Source organism: Streptomyces sp. R-74717 (assembly GCF_047305335.1).
Taxonomy (GTDB): Bacteria; Actinomycetota; Actinomycetes; order Streptomycetales; family Streptomycetaceae; genus Streptomyces; species Streptomyces atratus.
In genome coordinates, this window is record NZ_CP102361.1 from 6,695,109 (window position 1) to 6,711,423 (window position 16,315).

At 69.6% G+C, this 16,315-nt stretch carries 15 protein-coding genes; 9 read left to right on the forward strand and 6 right to left on the reverse strand.

Annotation, left to right across the window (positions count from 1 at the left end):
- Nucleotides 1–42 precede the first annotated feature (42 nt).
- On the forward strand, nucleotides 43–1,017 hold the full coding sequence (gene era / locus NRF20_RS30655) for a GTPase Era (protein WP_266361616.1): 975 nt from the start codon (nucleotides 43–45) through the stop codon (nucleotides 1,015–1,017).
- A gap of 202 nt (nucleotides 1,018–1,219) precedes the next feature.
- Here the strand turns inward: era and NRF20_RS30660 are convergent, their stop codons facing one another.
- Nucleotides 1,220–1,486: a protealysin inhibitor emfourin gene (locus NRF20_RS30660; protein ID WP_093897105.1), complete on the reverse strand. Its 267-nt coding sequence runs from the start codon at nucleotides 1,484–1,486 to the stop codon at nucleotides 1,220–1,222.
- 36 nt (nucleotides 1,487–1,522) lie between these two features.
- The gene (locus NRF20_RS30665; RefSeq protein ID WP_398628676.1) at nucleotides 1,523–2,599 is read right to left on the reverse strand and encodes a M4 family metallopeptidase; all 1,077 of its coding nucleotides are present in this window, start codon (nucleotides 2,597–2,599) and stop codon (nucleotides 1,523–1,525) included.
- A 295-nt stretch (nucleotides 2,600–2,894) separates the two neighbouring features.
- Between NRF20_RS30665 and leuA the strand changes: the two genes are divergently transcribed.
- From leuA to NRF20_RS30700, 7 genes are all read left to right on the forward strand, one after another.
- Nucleotides 2,895–4,691, forward strand: coding sequence for a 2-isopropylmalate synthase (gene leuA / locus NRF20_RS30670; RefSeq protein WP_413753682.1), 1,797 nt, complete (start codon nucleotides 2,895–2,897; stop codon nucleotides 4,689–4,691).
- Between the two features lie 206 nt (nucleotides 4,692–4,897).
- Nucleotides 4,898–5,575: a TerB family tellurite resistance protein gene (locus NRF20_RS30675; RefSeq protein ID WP_398628674.1), complete on the forward strand. Its 678-nt coding sequence runs from the start codon at nucleotides 4,898–4,900 to the stop codon at nucleotides 5,573–5,575.
- Between the two features lie 161 nt (nucleotides 5,576–5,736).
- Complete coding sequence (locus tag NRF20_RS30680; protein ID WP_413753683.1) at nucleotides 5,737–7,839, forward strand: MMPL family transporter; 2,103 nt, start codon at nucleotides 5,737–5,739, stop codon at nucleotides 7,837–7,839.
- 24 nt (nucleotides 7,840–7,863) lie between these two features.
- On the forward strand, nucleotides 7,864–9,105 hold the full coding sequence (locus tag NRF20_RS30685) for a sensor histidine kinase (protein ID WP_413753684.1): 1,242 nt from the start codon (nucleotides 7,864–7,866) through the stop codon (nucleotides 9,103–9,105).
- Nucleotides 9,102–9,785, forward strand: coding sequence for a response regulator (locus NRF20_RS30690; RefSeq protein WP_398628671.1), 684 nt, complete (start codon nucleotides 9,102–9,104; stop codon nucleotides 9,783–9,785). The genes NRF20_RS30685 and NRF20_RS30690 overlap by 4 nt, the downstream gene beginning before the upstream one ends.
- A gap of 57 nt (nucleotides 9,786–9,842) precedes the next feature.
- On the forward strand, nucleotides 9,843–10,589 hold the full coding sequence (gene recO / locus NRF20_RS30695) for a DNA repair protein RecO (protein WP_093897111.1): 747 nt from the start codon (nucleotides 9,843–9,845) through the stop codon (nucleotides 10,587–10,589).
- A gap of 35 nt (nucleotides 10,590–10,624) precedes the next feature.
- On the forward strand, nucleotides 10,625–11,446 hold the full coding sequence (locus tag NRF20_RS30700) for an isoprenyl transferase (protein ID WP_398628670.1): 822 nt from the start codon (nucleotides 10,625–10,627) through the stop codon (nucleotides 11,444–11,446).
- 33 nt (nucleotides 11,447–11,479) lie between these two features.
- Here the strand turns inward: NRF20_RS30700 and NRF20_RS30705 are convergent, their stop codons facing one another.
- From NRF20_RS30705 to NRF20_RS30720, 4 genes are all read right to left on the reverse strand, one after another.
- Nucleotides 11,480–11,914 carry a Fur family transcriptional regulator gene (locus tag NRF20_RS30705; RefSeq protein WP_266361624.1) on the reverse strand — a complete coding sequence of 145 codons (435 nt, stop codon included), beginning with the start codon at nucleotides 11,912–11,914 and terminating at the stop codon, nucleotides 11,480–11,482.
- Nucleotides 11,915–11,979: 65 nt separating this feature from the next.
- The gene (locus NRF20_RS30710) at nucleotides 11,980–12,873 is read right to left on the reverse strand and encodes a metal ABC transporter permease (RefSeq protein WP_266361625.1); all 894 of its coding nucleotides are present in this window, start codon (nucleotides 12,871–12,873) and stop codon (nucleotides 11,980–11,982) included.
- Nucleotides 12,874–12,875: 2 nt separating this feature from the next.
- Nucleotides 12,876–13,658 (reverse strand): metal ABC transporter ATP-binding protein, encoded by a 783-nt coding sequence (locus tag NRF20_RS30715; RefSeq protein WP_398628669.1) that lies wholly within the window; start codon nucleotides 13,656–13,658, stop codon nucleotides 12,876–12,878.
- Nucleotides 13,659–13,696: 38 nt separating this feature from the next.
- Nucleotides 13,697–14,650, reverse strand: coding sequence for a metal ABC transporter substrate-binding protein (locus tag NRF20_RS30720; protein ID WP_398628668.1), 954 nt, complete (start codon nucleotides 14,648–14,650; stop codon nucleotides 13,697–13,699).
- Nucleotides 14,651–14,858: 208 nt separating this feature from the next.
- Here NRF20_RS30720 and NRF20_RS30725 point away from each other — a divergent pair, with 208 nt between their 5' ends.
- On the forward strand, nucleotides 14,859–16,241 hold the full coding sequence (locus NRF20_RS30725) for a glycine--tRNA ligase (protein ID WP_266361628.1): 1,383 nt from the start codon (nucleotides 14,859–14,861) through the stop codon (nucleotides 16,239–16,241).
- Nucleotides 16,242–16,315 lie beyond the last annotated feature (74 nt).

Genomic DNA, 16,315 nt, shown 5'->3' on the forward strand with positions numbered 1-16,315 from the left:
CGCCGGGCCTTTGGTGCGATGGGGCCGCCGGAATCGGGGACAATGGGCGCCATGAGCGTTCGACCTGACACAGAAGCCGCTGCACAGCAGGCTGCGAACAACGCCCCCCACCGGGCCGGTTTCGCCTGCTTCGTGGGCCGCCCCAACGCGGGCAAGTCCACCCTCACGAACGCTCTGGTCGGCCAGAAGGTGGCGATCACCTCCAACCGGCCCCAGACCACCCGGCACACCGTGCGCGGCATCGTGCACCGCGAGGACGCGCAGCTGATCCTCGTCGACACCCCCGGCCTCCACAAGCCGCGCACGCTGCTGGGCGAGCGTCTCAACGACGTCGTACGGACCACCTGGGCCGAGGTCGACGTCATCGGCTTCTGCCTGCCCGCCGACCAGAAGCTCGGCCCCGGCGACAAGTACATCGTCAAGGAACTCGCGGGCATCAAGAAGACCCCGAAGATCGCCGTCATCACCAAGACCGACCTGGTCGACTCCAAGCAGCTCGCCGAACAGCTGCTCGCCGTCTCCCGCCTCGGTGAGGAGCTCGGCTTCGAGTGGGCCGAGATCGTTCCGGTCTCCGCGGTGAAGGACAAGCAGGTGGGCCTGCTGGCCGATTTGATCGCCCCCCTGCTCCCGGAGAGCCCGCCGCTCTACCCGGAGGGCGACCTCACCGACGAGCCGGAGATGGTCATGGTCGCGGAGCTGATCCGCGAGGCCGCGCTCGAAGGCGTACGGGACGAGCTGCCGCACTCCATCGCGGTCGTCGTCGAGGAGATGCTGCCGCGCGAGGATCGCCCGGCGGACAAGCCGCTGCTCGACATCCACGCCAACGTCTACATCGAGCGCCCCAGCCAGAAGGGCATCATCATCGGCCCGAAGGGCAAGCGGCTGAAGGACGTCGGCACGAAGTCGCGCAAGCACATCGAGGCCCTGCTCGGCACGCCGGTCTTCCTGGACCTGCATGTGAAGGTGGCCAAGGACTGGCAGCGCGACCCGAAGCAACTGCGGAAGCTAGGGTTCTGACCGCTTCCCGAGTCCGGCGGCCGGAGGCCGGCGCAGCCGTCCGAAGCCGCTGAGGCCCCCTGGGGCCGAGGGGCGCGAGGGCGGCCGTGCGGGTGGGCCCCGAAGCAGCTGCGGAAGCTGGGGTTCTGACCGTTGCCCGAGTCCGGGACTTCCGGCCCGGAGCCGGGGTTCCGGCCGCGGAGTCAGGCAGCGTACGCCCCTCTCACGCGCCCTCCTTCAGGACGCGTGAGACCAGTGCGCGCTGGGCTTCGGTCAATTTCGGGTCCGCGCAGTGGACCGTCCGGTCGCCGACCGTGATCCGGTAGCGGAAGCCGTCCGGTACGCCCTGGGGCGGGGTGTGGTGGCCCGCGGCGAGCGCCGATTCGGCCAGGGCCTCCCACTCCGAGGCGTCGGCCCGTCCGGTGGTGTCGACCTCGCGGTGGCGCGCGATGCCGGCGAAGCCGCCGGTCCTGCTGACCTGAATCCGCATACGGTGTCCTCCATCGCCGGACGGGCCGGAACTGTTCTACGCGGTCGGGACGCCCACCTCCGACCATGCCTTCAGGACCGCCTCCGCCTCGTCGCCCTCCCCGAAGCGGCTGCGGGCCGCGGCCACCGTCAGCCGGGCGAAGGACGCGAAGTCCGCGTCCACGGCCAGTTGACCACCTGTGAGCACATCGAACCAGAGCTGTCCGGCCCGCTCCCACGCATTGCCGCCGAGCGCCGTCGCCAGCAGATAGAACGCGCGGTTCGGGATGCCCGAGTTGAGGTGCACCCCGCCGTTGTCCTCGCTGGTGTGGACGTAGTCCTCCATCGACGCGGGCTGCGGGTCCTTGCCGAGGACATCGTCGTCGTACGCGGTTCCCGGCGCCTTCATCGAGCGCAGGGCGTCGCCCTGGACCCGGGGCGCCAGCAGCCCGGCGCCGATCAGCCAGTCGGCCCGGTCGGCGCTCTGGCCCAGCGAGTACTGCTTGACCAGGGAGCCGAAGACGTCGGACACCGATTCGTTGAGTGCGCCGGACTGGCCGTAGTAGCTCAGATTGGCGGTGTGCTGGGTCAGGCCGTGCGCCAGCTCATGGGCGATCACATCGATGGCGACGGTGAAGTCCAGGAAGATCTCCCCGTCCCCGTCGCCGAAGACCATCTGCTCGCCGTCGAAGAAGGCGTTGTTGTACTTCTCGTCGTAGTGCACGGAGCCGATCAGCGGCATCCCGTTGCCGTCGATCGAACGACGGCCGTACGCCTTGAGCAGCAGTTCGAAAGTGGCGCCGAGTCCCGCGTACGCGCGGTTGACGCTTGCGTCCTTCGTCGGCTCCTGGCCCTCGGCGCGGACCTCGGTGCCGGGCAGTTGGGTGCGGTGACGGCAGTCGTACAGCGTCCGGTCGGGTTTGTCGGACGCCTCCCCGTCGGTCGCGGGGGCGACAGGCACGGTGACGACCGTTGCCATCTGGCGGCGGGTACGGCGGGCGGCGTCGCTCTCCAGGGTGCGGCGGGCGGGGCCCGCGAGATCGGGGTTGTCGGACTGGGACAGCTTGTCGAGGACATGGGGCGGCACGATGGTGCAGAAGACGGGGCGGAACCCGTGCTGAGACTGAGGCTGCATGGAGCCGACTGTGGCACCGGGTGATTACGATGTCACCGGTTGCGACCAGGATTGATGAAATGGAGTGATTGATCACTCTTGGGCGTTTCCGGCGTCCGGTCCCGCATACTGATACGGGACGGCCGCATCAGACGCCTCTCGGCTACTCTCGTCGCATCATGCGTTTCGGGCTGCTTCTTCTTAGCTGCCGCGGCGAGGGCCTGTAGTCGTAGGCCGACCCCCTCCCCGCGGAGTCTGGTGTTGCAGCGACACAGTCGGCCGTCCCATTGGTTGGACCCCCGAGGAGCCGTACGCCATGACCGCCGCAAATCCCGCTCAGAGCCCCGCCGAGAACGCCGTCGGCCGCCCCACGCCGATCACCAACGCGACTCAGCTGCAGAAGCCGTCCGGGATGCCGATCCACAAGTACGGCCGCTACGAGGCCGTCGAGATCCCCGACCGCACCTGGCCGGACAACCGGATCACCGTCGCGCCCCGCTGGCTGTCCACCGATCTGCGCGACGGCAATCAGGCGCTGATCGACCCGATGTCGCCGGCCCGCAAGCGTGAGATGTTCGATCTGCTCGTACGCATGGGCTACAAGGAGATCGAGGTCGGCTTCCCGTCCTCCGGCGAGACCGACTTCGCGTTCGTCCGCTCCATCATCGAAGAGGGCGCGATCCCCGAGGACGTGACGATCTCCGTACTGACGCAGGCCCGCGAGGACCTGATCGAGCGGACCGTCGAATCCATCGTCGGCGCCCGCCGCGCGACCGTGCACCTGTACAACGCGACGGCACCCACCTTCCGCCGGGTCGTCTTCCGCGGCTCGAAGGACGACATCAAGCAGATCGCCGTGGACGGCACCCGGCTGGTCATGGAGTACGCGGAGAAGCTGCTGGGCCCGGAGACGATCTTCGGCTACCAGTACAGCCCCGAGATCTTCACCGACACCGAACTGGACTTCGCCCTGGAGGTCTGCGAGGCGGTCTGTGACGTCTGGCAGCCGGAGGAGGGCCGCGAGATCATCCTCAACCTGCCCGCCACCGTGGAGCGTTCGACCCCGTCCACGCACGCGGACCGGTTCGAGTGGATGTCGCGCAACCTGTCGCGCCGCGAATTCGTCTGTCTGTCGGTCCACCCGCACAACGACCGCGGCACCGCCGTCGCCGCCGCCGAACTGGCCGTCATGGCCGGTGCGGACCGGATCGAGGGCTGCCTGTTCGGCCAGGGCGAGCGCACCGGCAACGTCGACCTGGTCACCCTGGGCATGAACCTGTTCTCGCAGGGTGTCGACCCGCAGATCGACTTCTCGCAGATCGACGAGATCCGCCGCACCAGCGAGTACTGCAACCAGATGGAGGTCCACCCGCGCCACCCCTACGCGGGCGACCTGGTCTACACCGCCTTCTCCGGCTCCCACCAGGACGCCATCAAGAAGGGCTTCGACGCCATGGAGGCCGACGCGGCCGCCCAGGGCAGGACGGTCGACGACATCGAGTGGGCGGTGCCGTACCTGCCGATCGACCCGAAGGACGTCGGCCGCAGTTACGAGGCCGTCATCCGGGTCAACTCGCAGTCCGGCAAGGGCGGAATCGCCTACGTCCTGAAGAACGACCACAAGCTGGACCTGCCGCGCCGGATGCAGATCGAGTTCTCCCGGATCATTCAGGCCAAGACCGATGCCGAGGGCGGCGAGGTCACGCCGGCGCAGATCTGGTCCACGTTCCAGGACGAGTACCTGCCGAACCCGGACAACGCTGCGGCTCAATGGGGTCGCGTACAGATCCGCTCGGGGCAGACGACGACCGGTTCCGACGGCCGGGACACGATCACCGTCGACGCGACCGTGGACGGCGCGGACACCGTACTGACCGGTACCGGCAACGGCCCGATCTCCGCGTTCTTCGAAGCTCTGCAGGCCATCGGCATCGATGCCCGTCTGCTGGACTACACCGAGCACACCATGAGCGAGGGCGCCAGCTCCCAGGCCGCCTCGTACATCGAGTGCGCGATCGACGGAAAGGTCCTGTGGGGCATCGGCATCGACGCCAACACCACGCGTGCCTCACTGAAGGCGGTCGTCTCCGCCGTCAACCGCGCCACCCGCTGACCCGGTGCCCGAAAGGGCATGAAGTCGCACGGCCGAAGACCCCGTCCACCGGTATCCGGGGGGCGGGGTTCGGCCATCTCCGGCGGTTGTGACGATCGAGGTGCTGACGTCACATCCTGACTGTGGTTAACATCACGTCCACACGGCAATGTTGCCGGAGCGTTACGGAGGTGTGCGACGTGCGGTCAGCCCTGGGACAACGCGCCATGAAGCTGCGTATCTGCGGCATCCGCACCATCTGGGACACCGTCGGTGACGGCGAGTTCTTCTGCCCCGGCTGCGGCGGCGACCGCAACTACCGTCGGCTCACCGGCCGTCGCCGCTTCGCGGTGCTCGGCGTGCCGATGCTGGGGCGCGGCACCGCGGGCCCCGTCGTCGAATGTGCCGCCTGCCGGGCGCACTTCGACACCGATGTGCTCGACCACCCCACCACCACCCGGTTCTCCGCCCTGCTCCGGGACGCCGTCCACACGGTCGCGCTCGGCGTCCTCGCGGCCGGCGGCACCACCTCCCGTACGGTTCTGGAGACCGCGGCCGCCACCGTGCGCGACGCCGGATTCGACGACTGCACGGAGGAACAGCTCTCCACCGTCGTCGAGGTCCTCTCCGCCGACATCGGCAACGGCTCCGCCTTCGACCCGGCGGCCGAGGCCTGCGGAGCGGCCCTCGCCATCGAACTGCACGAGGCGCTGGAACCCCTTGCCCCGCATCTGGCCCCCGCCGGACGCGAGTCGATCCTGCTGCAGGGCGCCAGGATCGCCCTCGCCGACGGCCCGTACGGTCCGGCGGAGCGCGAGGTGCTGGCCACGGTCGGCGCGGCGCTGCAGCTCTGCGCCGAGGACACGGCCCGGCTGCTCGCCGCAGCGGCACGTACCCCCTCCTGAACGGCCCCGTCCGCACCGGGCGCGTACTCCCTCGGGAGTAATCGGCCCCGTGCGCCCACCGTGGCAGTAGCCGCGAAGTCGGCCCCTGGCGCGACGTACCGTCCGCTTTCCGCCGGGAGTCTGGAGAGGAACCAGACACCCGGCGGAAAGGGGGGCCCGTCATGAGGGCCGCAGTGAAACCAAGTGGCACGCGGTCACGGCCACGCAACCGGCGGCGCGTGCTGCCCTGGGCGATCCTTGCCCTCTGGGTCGCCGTGATCGCGCTCGCCGGGCCGCTGGCGGCCAAGCTCGGCGGCGTACAGACCAACCGCGCCGTCGACTACCTCCCGGCGAGCGCCGACTCCACCCAGGTGGCGAAGATCCAGGACGCGCTGCCCGGCGGCGAGGCCACCGAACTCGTCCTCGTCTACCACCGCGACGGCGGACTGACCGCCGCCGACCGGACCCTGGCCGCCGAGCAGACCGCCGAGGTCGCCCGCAGTCACACACTCACCGGGACGCCGCGAGCCGTGCCGTCCGAGGACGGTACGACCCTGATGTACCCGGTCTCCTCCACCGAGCCGGGACAGGACGACGACGCCAGGACCGCCTTCGTCGACGAGGTGCGCGCGGTCGCCGAGGGCGGCGGCGGACTGAGCGTCGATGTCGGCGGCCCCGGGGCGCTGAACGCCGACGCGCAGAAGGTCTACGAGTCCCTGGGCGGCCCGCTGCTCTATACGACCGTCGCCGTCGTGGCGATCCTGCTGATCCTCATCTACCGCAGCCCGCTGCTGTGGCTGGTGCCGCTCGTCGTCGCGGGCGTCGCCGACGCCCTGTCCATGGCCGTCGTGTACGGACTCGACCGAGGCTTCGACATCACCGTCACCGGCCAGAGCTCCGCGGTGATGACCATCCTCGTCTTCGGCGCGGGCACCGACTACGCGCTGCTGCTCGTCTCCCGCTACCGGGAGGAACTGACTCGCATCGACCGGCCGTACGACGCCATGGTGGCCGCCCTGCGCGGCTGCGGTCCCGCGGTCATCGCCTCCTCCGGCACCGTCGCCGCCGGTCTGCTGTGCCTCCTCGCCGCCGACCTCACCAGCAGCCGGGGCATGGGCCCCATCGCCGCCGTCGGGGTGCTCTGCGCACTGCTCGCCATGACGACGCTGCTGCCGGCGCTCCTGGTGCTGCTCGGCCGCCGGGTGTTCTGGCCGCTCGTCCCCGCGTACGGCAGCCTGCCCAAGCAGCGTCGTTCGCTGTTCGCCGCGATGGGCGGCTCGGCCGGGCGCAGGCCGCTGGCCGTGCTCGCCTGCGGGGGCGTACTGCTGGGCGCGCTGGCGCTCGGTACGTTCAACCTGCCCGGCGATCTCAAGCAGGAGGACTCCTTCTCCAGCAAGCCGGACTCGATCGTGGCGATGGAGACCCTCGCCGCCGCCTACCCCGGACGCTCCACCCAGCCGATCACCGTGATCACCCCCACCGAAGGGGCCGGGGCGGCCCTGGCGAAGGCCCGTGCCACCGAGGGCGTCGCCGCCGTCGAACGCGGCCGCAGCGGCGGCGGCTGGACCGAACTGTCCGTCGCCGCCACCGACCGGCCCGAGTCCGCGGGGGAGCGGGCGACCATCGAGGCCCTGCGCGACTTTCTGGACGGCAGCCACGTCGGCGGGCCCAGCGCCCAGCAGATGGACGCGGAGACGGCCAACGCCCGGGATCTCAGGATCGTCGTCCCGCTCGTCCTGATCTCCGTCCTGCTGATCCTGATCGCACTGCTGCGCAGCCTCGTCGCTCCGCTGCTGCTGGTCGCCGCCGTCGTCGCGGTGTGGGGCGCCTCGCTCGGCATCGGCGGACTCGTCTTCGAACCGCTCCTCGGGATGAAGGGCACCGACCCAGGGCTGCCGCTGCTGTCCTTCGTCTTCCTGGTGGCACTCGGCGTCGACTACGGCATCTTCCTGATGCACCGGGTCCGCGAGGAGACCCTCTCCGGCGCCGCACCGACAACCGCCGCACTCACCGCACTGCGCACCACGGGCGGGGTGATCGCCTCTGCGGGCCTGGTGCTCGCGGCCACCTTCGCGGTCCTGATGAACATGCCGATGGTGAGCCTGGTCCAGATGGGCTTCGTCATCGCCGTCGGCGTACTCCTCGACACCTTCCTCGTCCGCACCTATCTGGTGACCTCGGCGAGCGTGGCACTCCAGCGGAAGATCTGGTGGCCCGGCGCACTCAGCCGGACCCCCACCGCACCCGACGGCCCCCGCGAACCCGAACTCCTCACAACCGCCTGACGGTTTCCCCACCCGTACTGGAGGATGGCAAGCGTGTCCCGAACCACGCGCCGTCGCGAGCGCATCCTGGCCGTCGTCAACCGCGACCCCATGGAAGCACCGCACAAGACGCGCACCGACGCCCTCATAGCGGGGGGCGCCGGTGCGCTCTGCGTCGTACTCGCCCTTCTCACCGACCCCGCCCGGACGCCCGACGCACTCGGCTGGGTGCTGCTCATCGCGAGCGCCGTGCCGATCGTCTGGCGGCGGCGCAGCCCGCTGCTCGCACTGCTCGCCATGATCCCGCTCCTCATCCCGTACCACGCGCTCGACAACGCACATACGGCGCCGATGCCGCAGACTTGGATCGCCCTCTACACCGTGGCGGTGACCGGCCGTCCGCTGCGCACGGTGCTGACCGGGGTCGGCGTCCTGTCCGTCATGGTGACGGTGGTGCTCACCATCAACACCCATGAGGGCATGCAACTTCTGCGCATCTCCGGCTGGATCGTCGCCGTGCTGTTCTGCGGCGTCGACATGCGCGTCTACCGCCAGTACATGGCCTCCGTGCTGGAACGCGCCGAACGAGCCGAGCGCACCCGTGAGGAGGAGGCCCGGCGGCGGGTCGCCGAGGAACGGCTGCGGATCGCCCGCGATCTGCACGATCTGCTGGCCCACAGCATCACCCTCATCGGCGTCCAGACCTCGGTGGCGTCGCACATCCTGACCGTCGACCCGGACCGGCTCGACCGGCGCGCGATCGCCGCATCGCTGGAGGACATCGCCGACACCTGCCGGGAGGCCCGGGCCGAGCTGCGCACCACCCTGGAGGTGTTGCGCGACGGCCGGCACGACAGTCACGACCGGCACGACGCGGAAGGCCCACTGCCCGATCTGGCGGCGCTGCCCGGTCTCGTACGGGCCGCCGAGGCTGCCGGGGCACACGTCGACCTCGCGGTACGCGCCCCGGCCGGGCTCGCCCCGGCGACCGGCGCGGCCGCGTACCGCATCGTGCAGGAGTCGCTGACCAACGCGGTACGGCACGCGGGAGCCGGTGTACAGGTCAGGGTCGCCGTGGCACCGGACGGCGGCAACGCGCTGCGGGTCACCGTCATCGACGACGGCACAGGACCCCCGAAGGACGGTTCCGCACCGGGGTTCGGCATTGTGGGCATGCGGGAACGGGCCCGCAGCACGGGCGGCACGCTGGACGCGGGACCCCGCCCCGGCGGCGGCTTCGAGGTCTCGGCGCTGCTGCCGTTCCAGGAGGTGGAGGCCACACCATGATCCGCGTACTGCTCGCCGACGACCAGACCCTGGTACGGGCGGCCTTCGCGATGCTCGTCGAGTCCGACCGGGACATGGAGGTCGTCGGCCAGGCAGGCAACGGTCTCGAAGCCGTCGAGCTGACCCGCGCGCACCGGCCCGACCTCGTCGTCATGGACATCCGGATGCCCGAGCTCGACGGCATCGAGGCGACCCGCCGCATCGCCGCCGACGAGCACCTCGCCGGAGTGAAGGTGCTGGTCCTGACCACGTACGACACCGATGAACACATCGTCGACGCACTGCGCGCGGGCGCCTGCGGCTTTCTCGTCAAGGACACCAGGCCCGCCGAGCTCCTGGCCGCCATCAGGACCGTGGCGGCGGGCGAGTCCCTGCTCTCGCCCGGACCGACCGCCCGGCTCATCGCCAGGGTGCTGAGCAGCCCCCGGACCCCGCCCGCCGGAGTACCGGGCGGTCCGGACCGCCTCTCCGAACGGGAGCGCCAGGTGCTCTGCCTCGTCGGACGCGGGCTGAACAACGCCGAGATCGCCGAGACCCTCGGCCTCAGCCCGCTCACCGCGAAGACCCATGTCAGCCGGATCATGGGCAAGGTCGGCGCCCGCGACCGGGCCCAGCTGGTGATCGTCGCGTACGAATCGGGGCTGGTCGTACCGGCTGCCGGTGGGGCGGACGGAACGTGAGCGGCCCCGGCCCGGGGGCGGGCCCGATGAGCCGTTCCCGTACCGGACAATGGACGCATGAGCTTGTTCCGGGACGACGGCGTGGTGCTGCGCACGCAGAAGCTGGGCGAGGCCGACCGGATCATCACGATCCTGACCCGCGGCCACGGCCGGGTGCGGGCCGTCGCGCGCGGTGTGCGGCGTACGAAGTCCAAGTTCGGGGCACGGCTGGAACCTTTCTCCCACGTCGATGTGCAGTTCTTCGCCAGGGGCAGCGAGCTGATCGGCCGCGGTCTCCCGCTCTGCACCCAGAGCGAGACGATCGCCCCGTACGGCGGCGGCATCGTCACCGACTACGCCCGCTACACCGCGGGCACCGCGATGCTGGAGACCGCCGAGCGGTTCACCGACCACGAGGGCGAGCCCGCGGTTCAGCAGTACCTGCTGCTCGTCGGAGGGCTGCGCACCCTTGCCCGCGGCGAACACGAGCCGCATCTCGTCCTCGACGCCTTCCTGCTGCGTTCGCTCGCCGTCAACGGCTACGCACCCAGCTTCGAGGACTGCGCGAAGTGCGGAATGCCCGGACCGAACCGGTTCTTCTCCGTCGCGGCGGGCGGCGTCATATGCGGCGACTGCCGGGTACCCGGCAGCGTCGTACCCTCGGCTGAGGCCGTCACCCTGCTGAGCGCACTACTCACCGGCGACTGGGAGACGGCGGACGCGTGCGAGGCGCGTCATGTCAGGGAGGGCAGCGGACTGGTGTCCGCCTATCTGCACTGGCATCTGGAGCGCGGACTGCGCTCACTGCGGTACGTAGAGAAGTGACAAAGGCAGATCAGGCACAGGGAGCGAGACAGTTCATGGCAGTACGCGGGATTCTCGGCGGCCGTAACCGGCGCGACTACAAGACCCCGGAGCCGCACCCCTCCGGTGCCACGCCCCCGAAGATCCCCGGCGAGCTGGTGCCCAAGCACGTCGCCGTCGTGATGGACGGCAACGGCCGCTGGGCCAAGGAACGCGGCCTCCCGCGCACCGAGGGCCACAAGGTCGGCGAGGGCGTCGTCATGGACGTCCTCAAGGGCTGCATCGAGATGGGCGTCAAGAACCTCTCGCTGTACGCGTTCTCCACCGAGAACTGGAAGCGGTCCCCGGAGGAAGTGAAGTTCCTGATGAACTTCAACCGGGACGTCATCCGGCGCCGCCGCGACGAGATGGACGAACTGGGCATCCGCATCCGCTGGGTGGGGCGCATGCCGAAGCTGTGGAAGTCCGTCGTCCAGGAGCTCCAGGTCGCCCAGGAGCAGACGAAGGACAACGACAGGATGACGCTGTACTTCTGCGTCAACTACGGCGGCCGGGCCGAGATCGCCGACGCCGCGCAGCGCATCGCGCAGGACGTCGCGGCCGGGAAGCTGGACCCGTCCAAGGTCAACGAGAAGACGTTCGCGAAGTACATCTACTACCCGGACATGCCGGACGTCGACCTCTTCGTCCGCCCCAGCGGCGAGCAGCGCACGTCCAACTACCTGATCTGGCAGAGCGCATACGCCGAGATGGTCTTCCAGGACGTGCTCTGGCCGGACTTCGACCGCCGCGACCTGTGGCGGGCATGCCTGGAGTTCGCCCAGCGGGACCGGCGCTTCGGCGGTGCGGTGGAGGCGGCCCAGAAGCCGAAGGGCTGAGGAAGGCGGGCCCGGGGGCGCTGCCCCGGGCCGTCATCCCTTCGCGCTCGCGCACTCCGCGCACGTTCCGAAGATCTCCACCGTGTGGGCCACGTTCACATACCCGTGCTGCGCGGCGATCGTCTCCGCCCACTGCTCCACCGCGGGCCCCTCGACCTCCACGGCCTTGCCGCACATCCGGCACACCAGATGGTGGTGGTGGTCGCCGGTCGAGCAGCGCCGGTACACGGACTCGCCGTCCGTGGTGCGCAGCACATCGACCTCGCCCGCATCGGCAAGGGACTGAAGCGTGCGGTAGACGGTGGTCAGCCCGACCGAGTCACCGCGGTGCTTGAGCACATCGTGCAGCTCCTGGGCGCTGCGGAACTCGTCCACCTCGTCGAGCGCCGCAGCCACCGCCGCCCGCTGCCGGGTCGACCGGCCGCGTACCGGGGCCGCGTTCGTTCCACTGATCGGCGCCGTCGCCACAGCAGCCTCCTCGTGTCGCCCGTACTTGTGTCGGGCCATTGTGCCAGCCCGTCCGGGCATCACGGTCAAACCCGGAGCTCGTCCGTGGCCGGGCGGGAGGCCGGTACCTCAAGAGTGCACTCCTCGGACGCCGCTTCGCTCCGGCGGGCGCGCCTTCTGGCCAGCGGGGTCGCGAGCAGCGTCAGGACGACGAAGACCACGATGGCCAGCAGCACGATCGTCGCGCCGGGCGGGACGTCCTGGTAGTACGAGGTCACGGTGCCGGCCAGGGTCACCGCCGTACCGATGACGACGGACAGTACGAACGTCACCTTGAAGGACCTGGAGATCTGCTGCGCGGCCGCGACCGGCACCACCATCAGCGCGCTGACCAGCAGCAGCCCGACGACCCGCATCGCCACGGTGACCGTCACCGCCGCCGTCACGGCGACCAGCAGATTCAGTGCGCGCACCGGCAGCCCGGTGACCCGGGCGAACTCCTCGTCCTGGCTGACCGCGAACAGCTGCCGTCGCAGCCCCAGCGTCACCAGCAGCACGAAGGCGGCCAGCAGACAGATCGCGGTGATGTCCTCGGTGGAGACCGTGGAGAGGGAACCGAAGAGATACGAGGTGAGGTTGGCGTTGGAGCCGGTGTCGGAGAGGTTGATCAGCAGGACACCGCCCGCCATACCGCCGTAGAACAGCATGGCCAGCGCGATGTCGCCGCGGGTGCGTCCGTACCAGCGGATCAGCTCCATCACGACGGCGCCGACGACGGCGACCGCCGTGGCCATCCACACCGGGCTGGTGGAGAGCAGGAAGCCGAGGCCGACACCGGTCATCGCGATATGGCCGATGCCGTCGCCCATCAGGGCCTGGCGGCGCTGGACGAGATAGATGCCGACGGCGGGGGCGATGACGCCGACCAGTACGGCGGCGAGCAGGGCCCGCTGCATGAACGGAGGGTCGAGGAATTCCATGATCAGCTCAGCAGTCCCGTCCGGACGGGCTCGGAGGCCGCGTGGGGGTGTACATGGTCGTGTCCGGGCAGGGCGTGCTGGCCCAGTGCCTTCGGGGGCGGCCCGTCGTGCATCACACAGCCGTCGCGCAGCACGATCGCGCGGTCGATCAGCGGCTCCAGCGGGCCGAGCTCATGCAGCACGAGCAGCACCGTGGTGCCGGCCGCGACCTGTTCGCGGAGCGTCGCGGCGAGGATCTCCTGGCTGGCCAGGTCGACGCCGGCCATCGGCTCGTCCATGATCAGCAGCTCCGGTTCGGCGGCCAGCGCCCGGGCGATCAGCACCCGCTGGTGCTGCCCGCCGGAGAGCGCGTTCACGGAGTCCTTGGCCCGGTCGGCGAGGCCCACGAGGTCGATGGCCCGGTCGACGGCGGCCCGGTCGGCCTTGCGGAGCAGCCCCAGCTTCGTACGGGACAGGCGCCCGGAGGAGACGACCTCACGGATCGTGGCGGGCACCCCGCCGGCCGCCGTGGTGCGCTGGGGTACGTAACCGATGCGCGCCCAGCTGCGGAAGCGGCGCAGCGGGGTGCCGAACAACTCGATGGAGCCGCCGGTGAGCGGGACCTGGCCGATGGCGGAGCGTACGGCGGTCGACTTGCCCGAGCCGTTGGCGCCGAGCAGGGCGACGACCTCGCCGCGGCGGACGGTCAGGTCGATGCCGCGCAGCACCGGACGCGCGCCGAGCGTGGCCGTGGCGCCCCGCAGGGCTATCACGGGTTCGGTTGTGGTGCTCCCGGGCTCGGGCATGAGCGCCTCCGATGCTGCTGTGGCGGGTGTTACGTGGGTCACTTCGCGCCGAGCGCCTTCTGCAGGGCGGCGAGATTGGACTGCATGACCTCGATGTAGTTGTCGCCCTTGGACTTGTCCGTGATTCCCTCCAGCGGGTCCAGGACGTCGGTCTTCAGGCCGGTGTCCTTGGCGAGGGTCTTCGCGGTCTTGTCGCTGGCGAGCGTCTCGAAGAATACGGTGGTGACCTTGTTCTTCTTCGCGACGGTGTGGATCTCGCTGATCCGGGCGGGGCTGGGCTCGGCCTCGGGGTCGACGCCGGCGATGCCCTCCTGGGTCAGGCCGTAGCGCTCGGCGAGGTAGCCGAAGGCGGAGTGGGTGGTGATGAAGGTCTTGGTCGCGGTGTCCTTCAGGCCCGTCTCGTACGCCGTGTTCAGCGCGTCGAGCTTGTGGACCAGCGTGTCGGTGTTCTTGCGGTAGTCCGCGGCATGGTCGGGATCGGTCTTCTCCAGGGACTTTCCGACGCCCTTGGCGACCTCGGCGTACTTCACCGGGTCCAGCCAGATGTGGGGGTCGGCTCCGGCCTTGTCGCCGTGGTTCTCATGACCGTGTTCGTCGGCGCCGGTCTCGGTGCCGTGGTCTTCCAGCACGGTGAGGGTCGAGGCGTCGACGGCGTCCTTCGAGCCGGACTGCTTGATGGCGTCGTCGACGGCGGGCTGGATGCCCTTGAGGTACAGGATGTAGTCGGCGTCGCCGAGTCCGCCGATCTGCCGCGGGGTGAGCTCCAGATCGTGCGGCTCGACGCCCGGCTTGGTCAGCGTGGTGACGGAGACGTGCTTTCCGCCGATCTGCTCGGCCAGGAACTGCATCGGATAGAACGAGGCCACCACGTTCAGCTTGTCGCCGTTCTTGTGGTCGGCGGCGTCCGAGGCGGAGCAGGCGGTGAGGGCGGTGAGGCCGAGGACGACTGCTCCGGCGACGGCGGCTGTGGGTATGAGGCGGCTTACGTTCATGACAGTCATTTTCAACAAAACTGGAAACGATTGTCAACAAGGCTGATGAGGTGACTGCTCGGCCGACTGCGCCGATACCGATTTGATCCAAGGGGCGTGCCCGCCGGTAATCTGAAGCATTCGCCCGCCCGTCTCCCGACCACCACCCCCCATCGAGGCGCTTCGCGCCACCCCTGTCCAATTTCGTCGTCGTAATGAAGAGAGCACCGTGGCCGCCGACAAGATCGACTCCATCGTCAGCCTGAGCAAGCGCCGTGGCTTCGTCTATCCCTGCAGTGAGATCTACGGTGGTCAGCGCGCCGCCTGGGACTACGGGCCGCTGGGCGTCGAGCTGAAGGAGAACCTCAAGCGCCAGTGGTGGCGCTACATGGTCACCTCGCGCGAGGACGTGGTCGGACTCGACTCGTCGGTCATCCTGGCCCCCGAGGTCTGGGTTGCCTCCGGCCATGTCGCCACGTTCACCGACCCGCTGACCGAGTGCACCTCCTGTCACAAGCGCTTCCGCGCCGACCACCTGGAAGAGGCGTACGAGGAGAAGCACGGCCACGCGCCCGCGAACGGCCTGTCCGAGCTCAACTGCCCCAACTGCGGCAACAAGGGCACCTTCACCGAGCCCAAGCAGTTCTCGGGTCTGCTCTCCACCCACCTCGGCCCGACCCAGGACTCCGGCTCGGTCGCCTACCTGCGTCCCGAGACCGCCCAGGGCATCTTCACCAACTTCGGCCAGGTGCAGCAGACTTCGCGCAAGAAGCCGCCGTTCGGTATCGCCCAGATGGGCAAGTCCTTCCGGAACGAGATCACTCCGGGCAACTTCATCTTCCGCACCCGCGAGTTCGAGCAGATGGAGATGGAGTTCTTCGTCAAGCCGGGCGAGGACGAGAAGTGGCAGGAATACTGGATGGAGCAGCGCTGGAACTGGTACACCGGCCTGGGCATGCGCGAGGAGAACATGCGGTGGTTCGAGCACCCGCAGGAGAAGCTCTCGCACTACTCCAAGCGCACCGCTGACATCGAGTACCGCTTCCGCTTCGGCGGCAGCGAGTGGGGCGAGCTGGAGGGCGTCGCCAACCGCACGGACTACGACCTCAAGGCGCACTCCAAGGCCTCGGGCACGGACCTGTCCTTCTTCGACCAGGAGGCCGGCGAGCGCTGGACTCCGTACGTCATCGAGCCGGCAGCCGGTGTCGGCCGTGCGATGCTCGCCTTCCTCCTCGACGCCTACATCGAGGACGAGGCGCCCAACGCCAAGGGCGTCATGGAGAAGCGCACCGTGATGCGTCTCGACCCGCGCCTCGCACCGGTCAAGGTCGCCGTCCTGCCGCTGTCCCGCAACCCGCAGCTGTCGCCGAAGGCCAAGGGCCTCGCGACCGACCTGCGGAAGAACTGGAACATCGAGTTCGACGACGCGGGCGCCATCGGCCGCCGCTACCGTCGTCAGGACGAGATCGGTACGCCGTTCTGCGTCACCGTCGACTTCGACACCCTCGACGACAACGCGGTGACCGTGCGCGAGCGCGACACCATGAAGCAGGAGCGCGTCTCCCTGGACCAGATCCAGGCCTACCTCGGCGCCCGGCTGCTGGGCTGCTGACGCACCACGGTTTCACGGCGAAGCCCCCGGTTCCTCGTACGGAACCGGGGGCTTCGTTGCACACTGGCCACGCT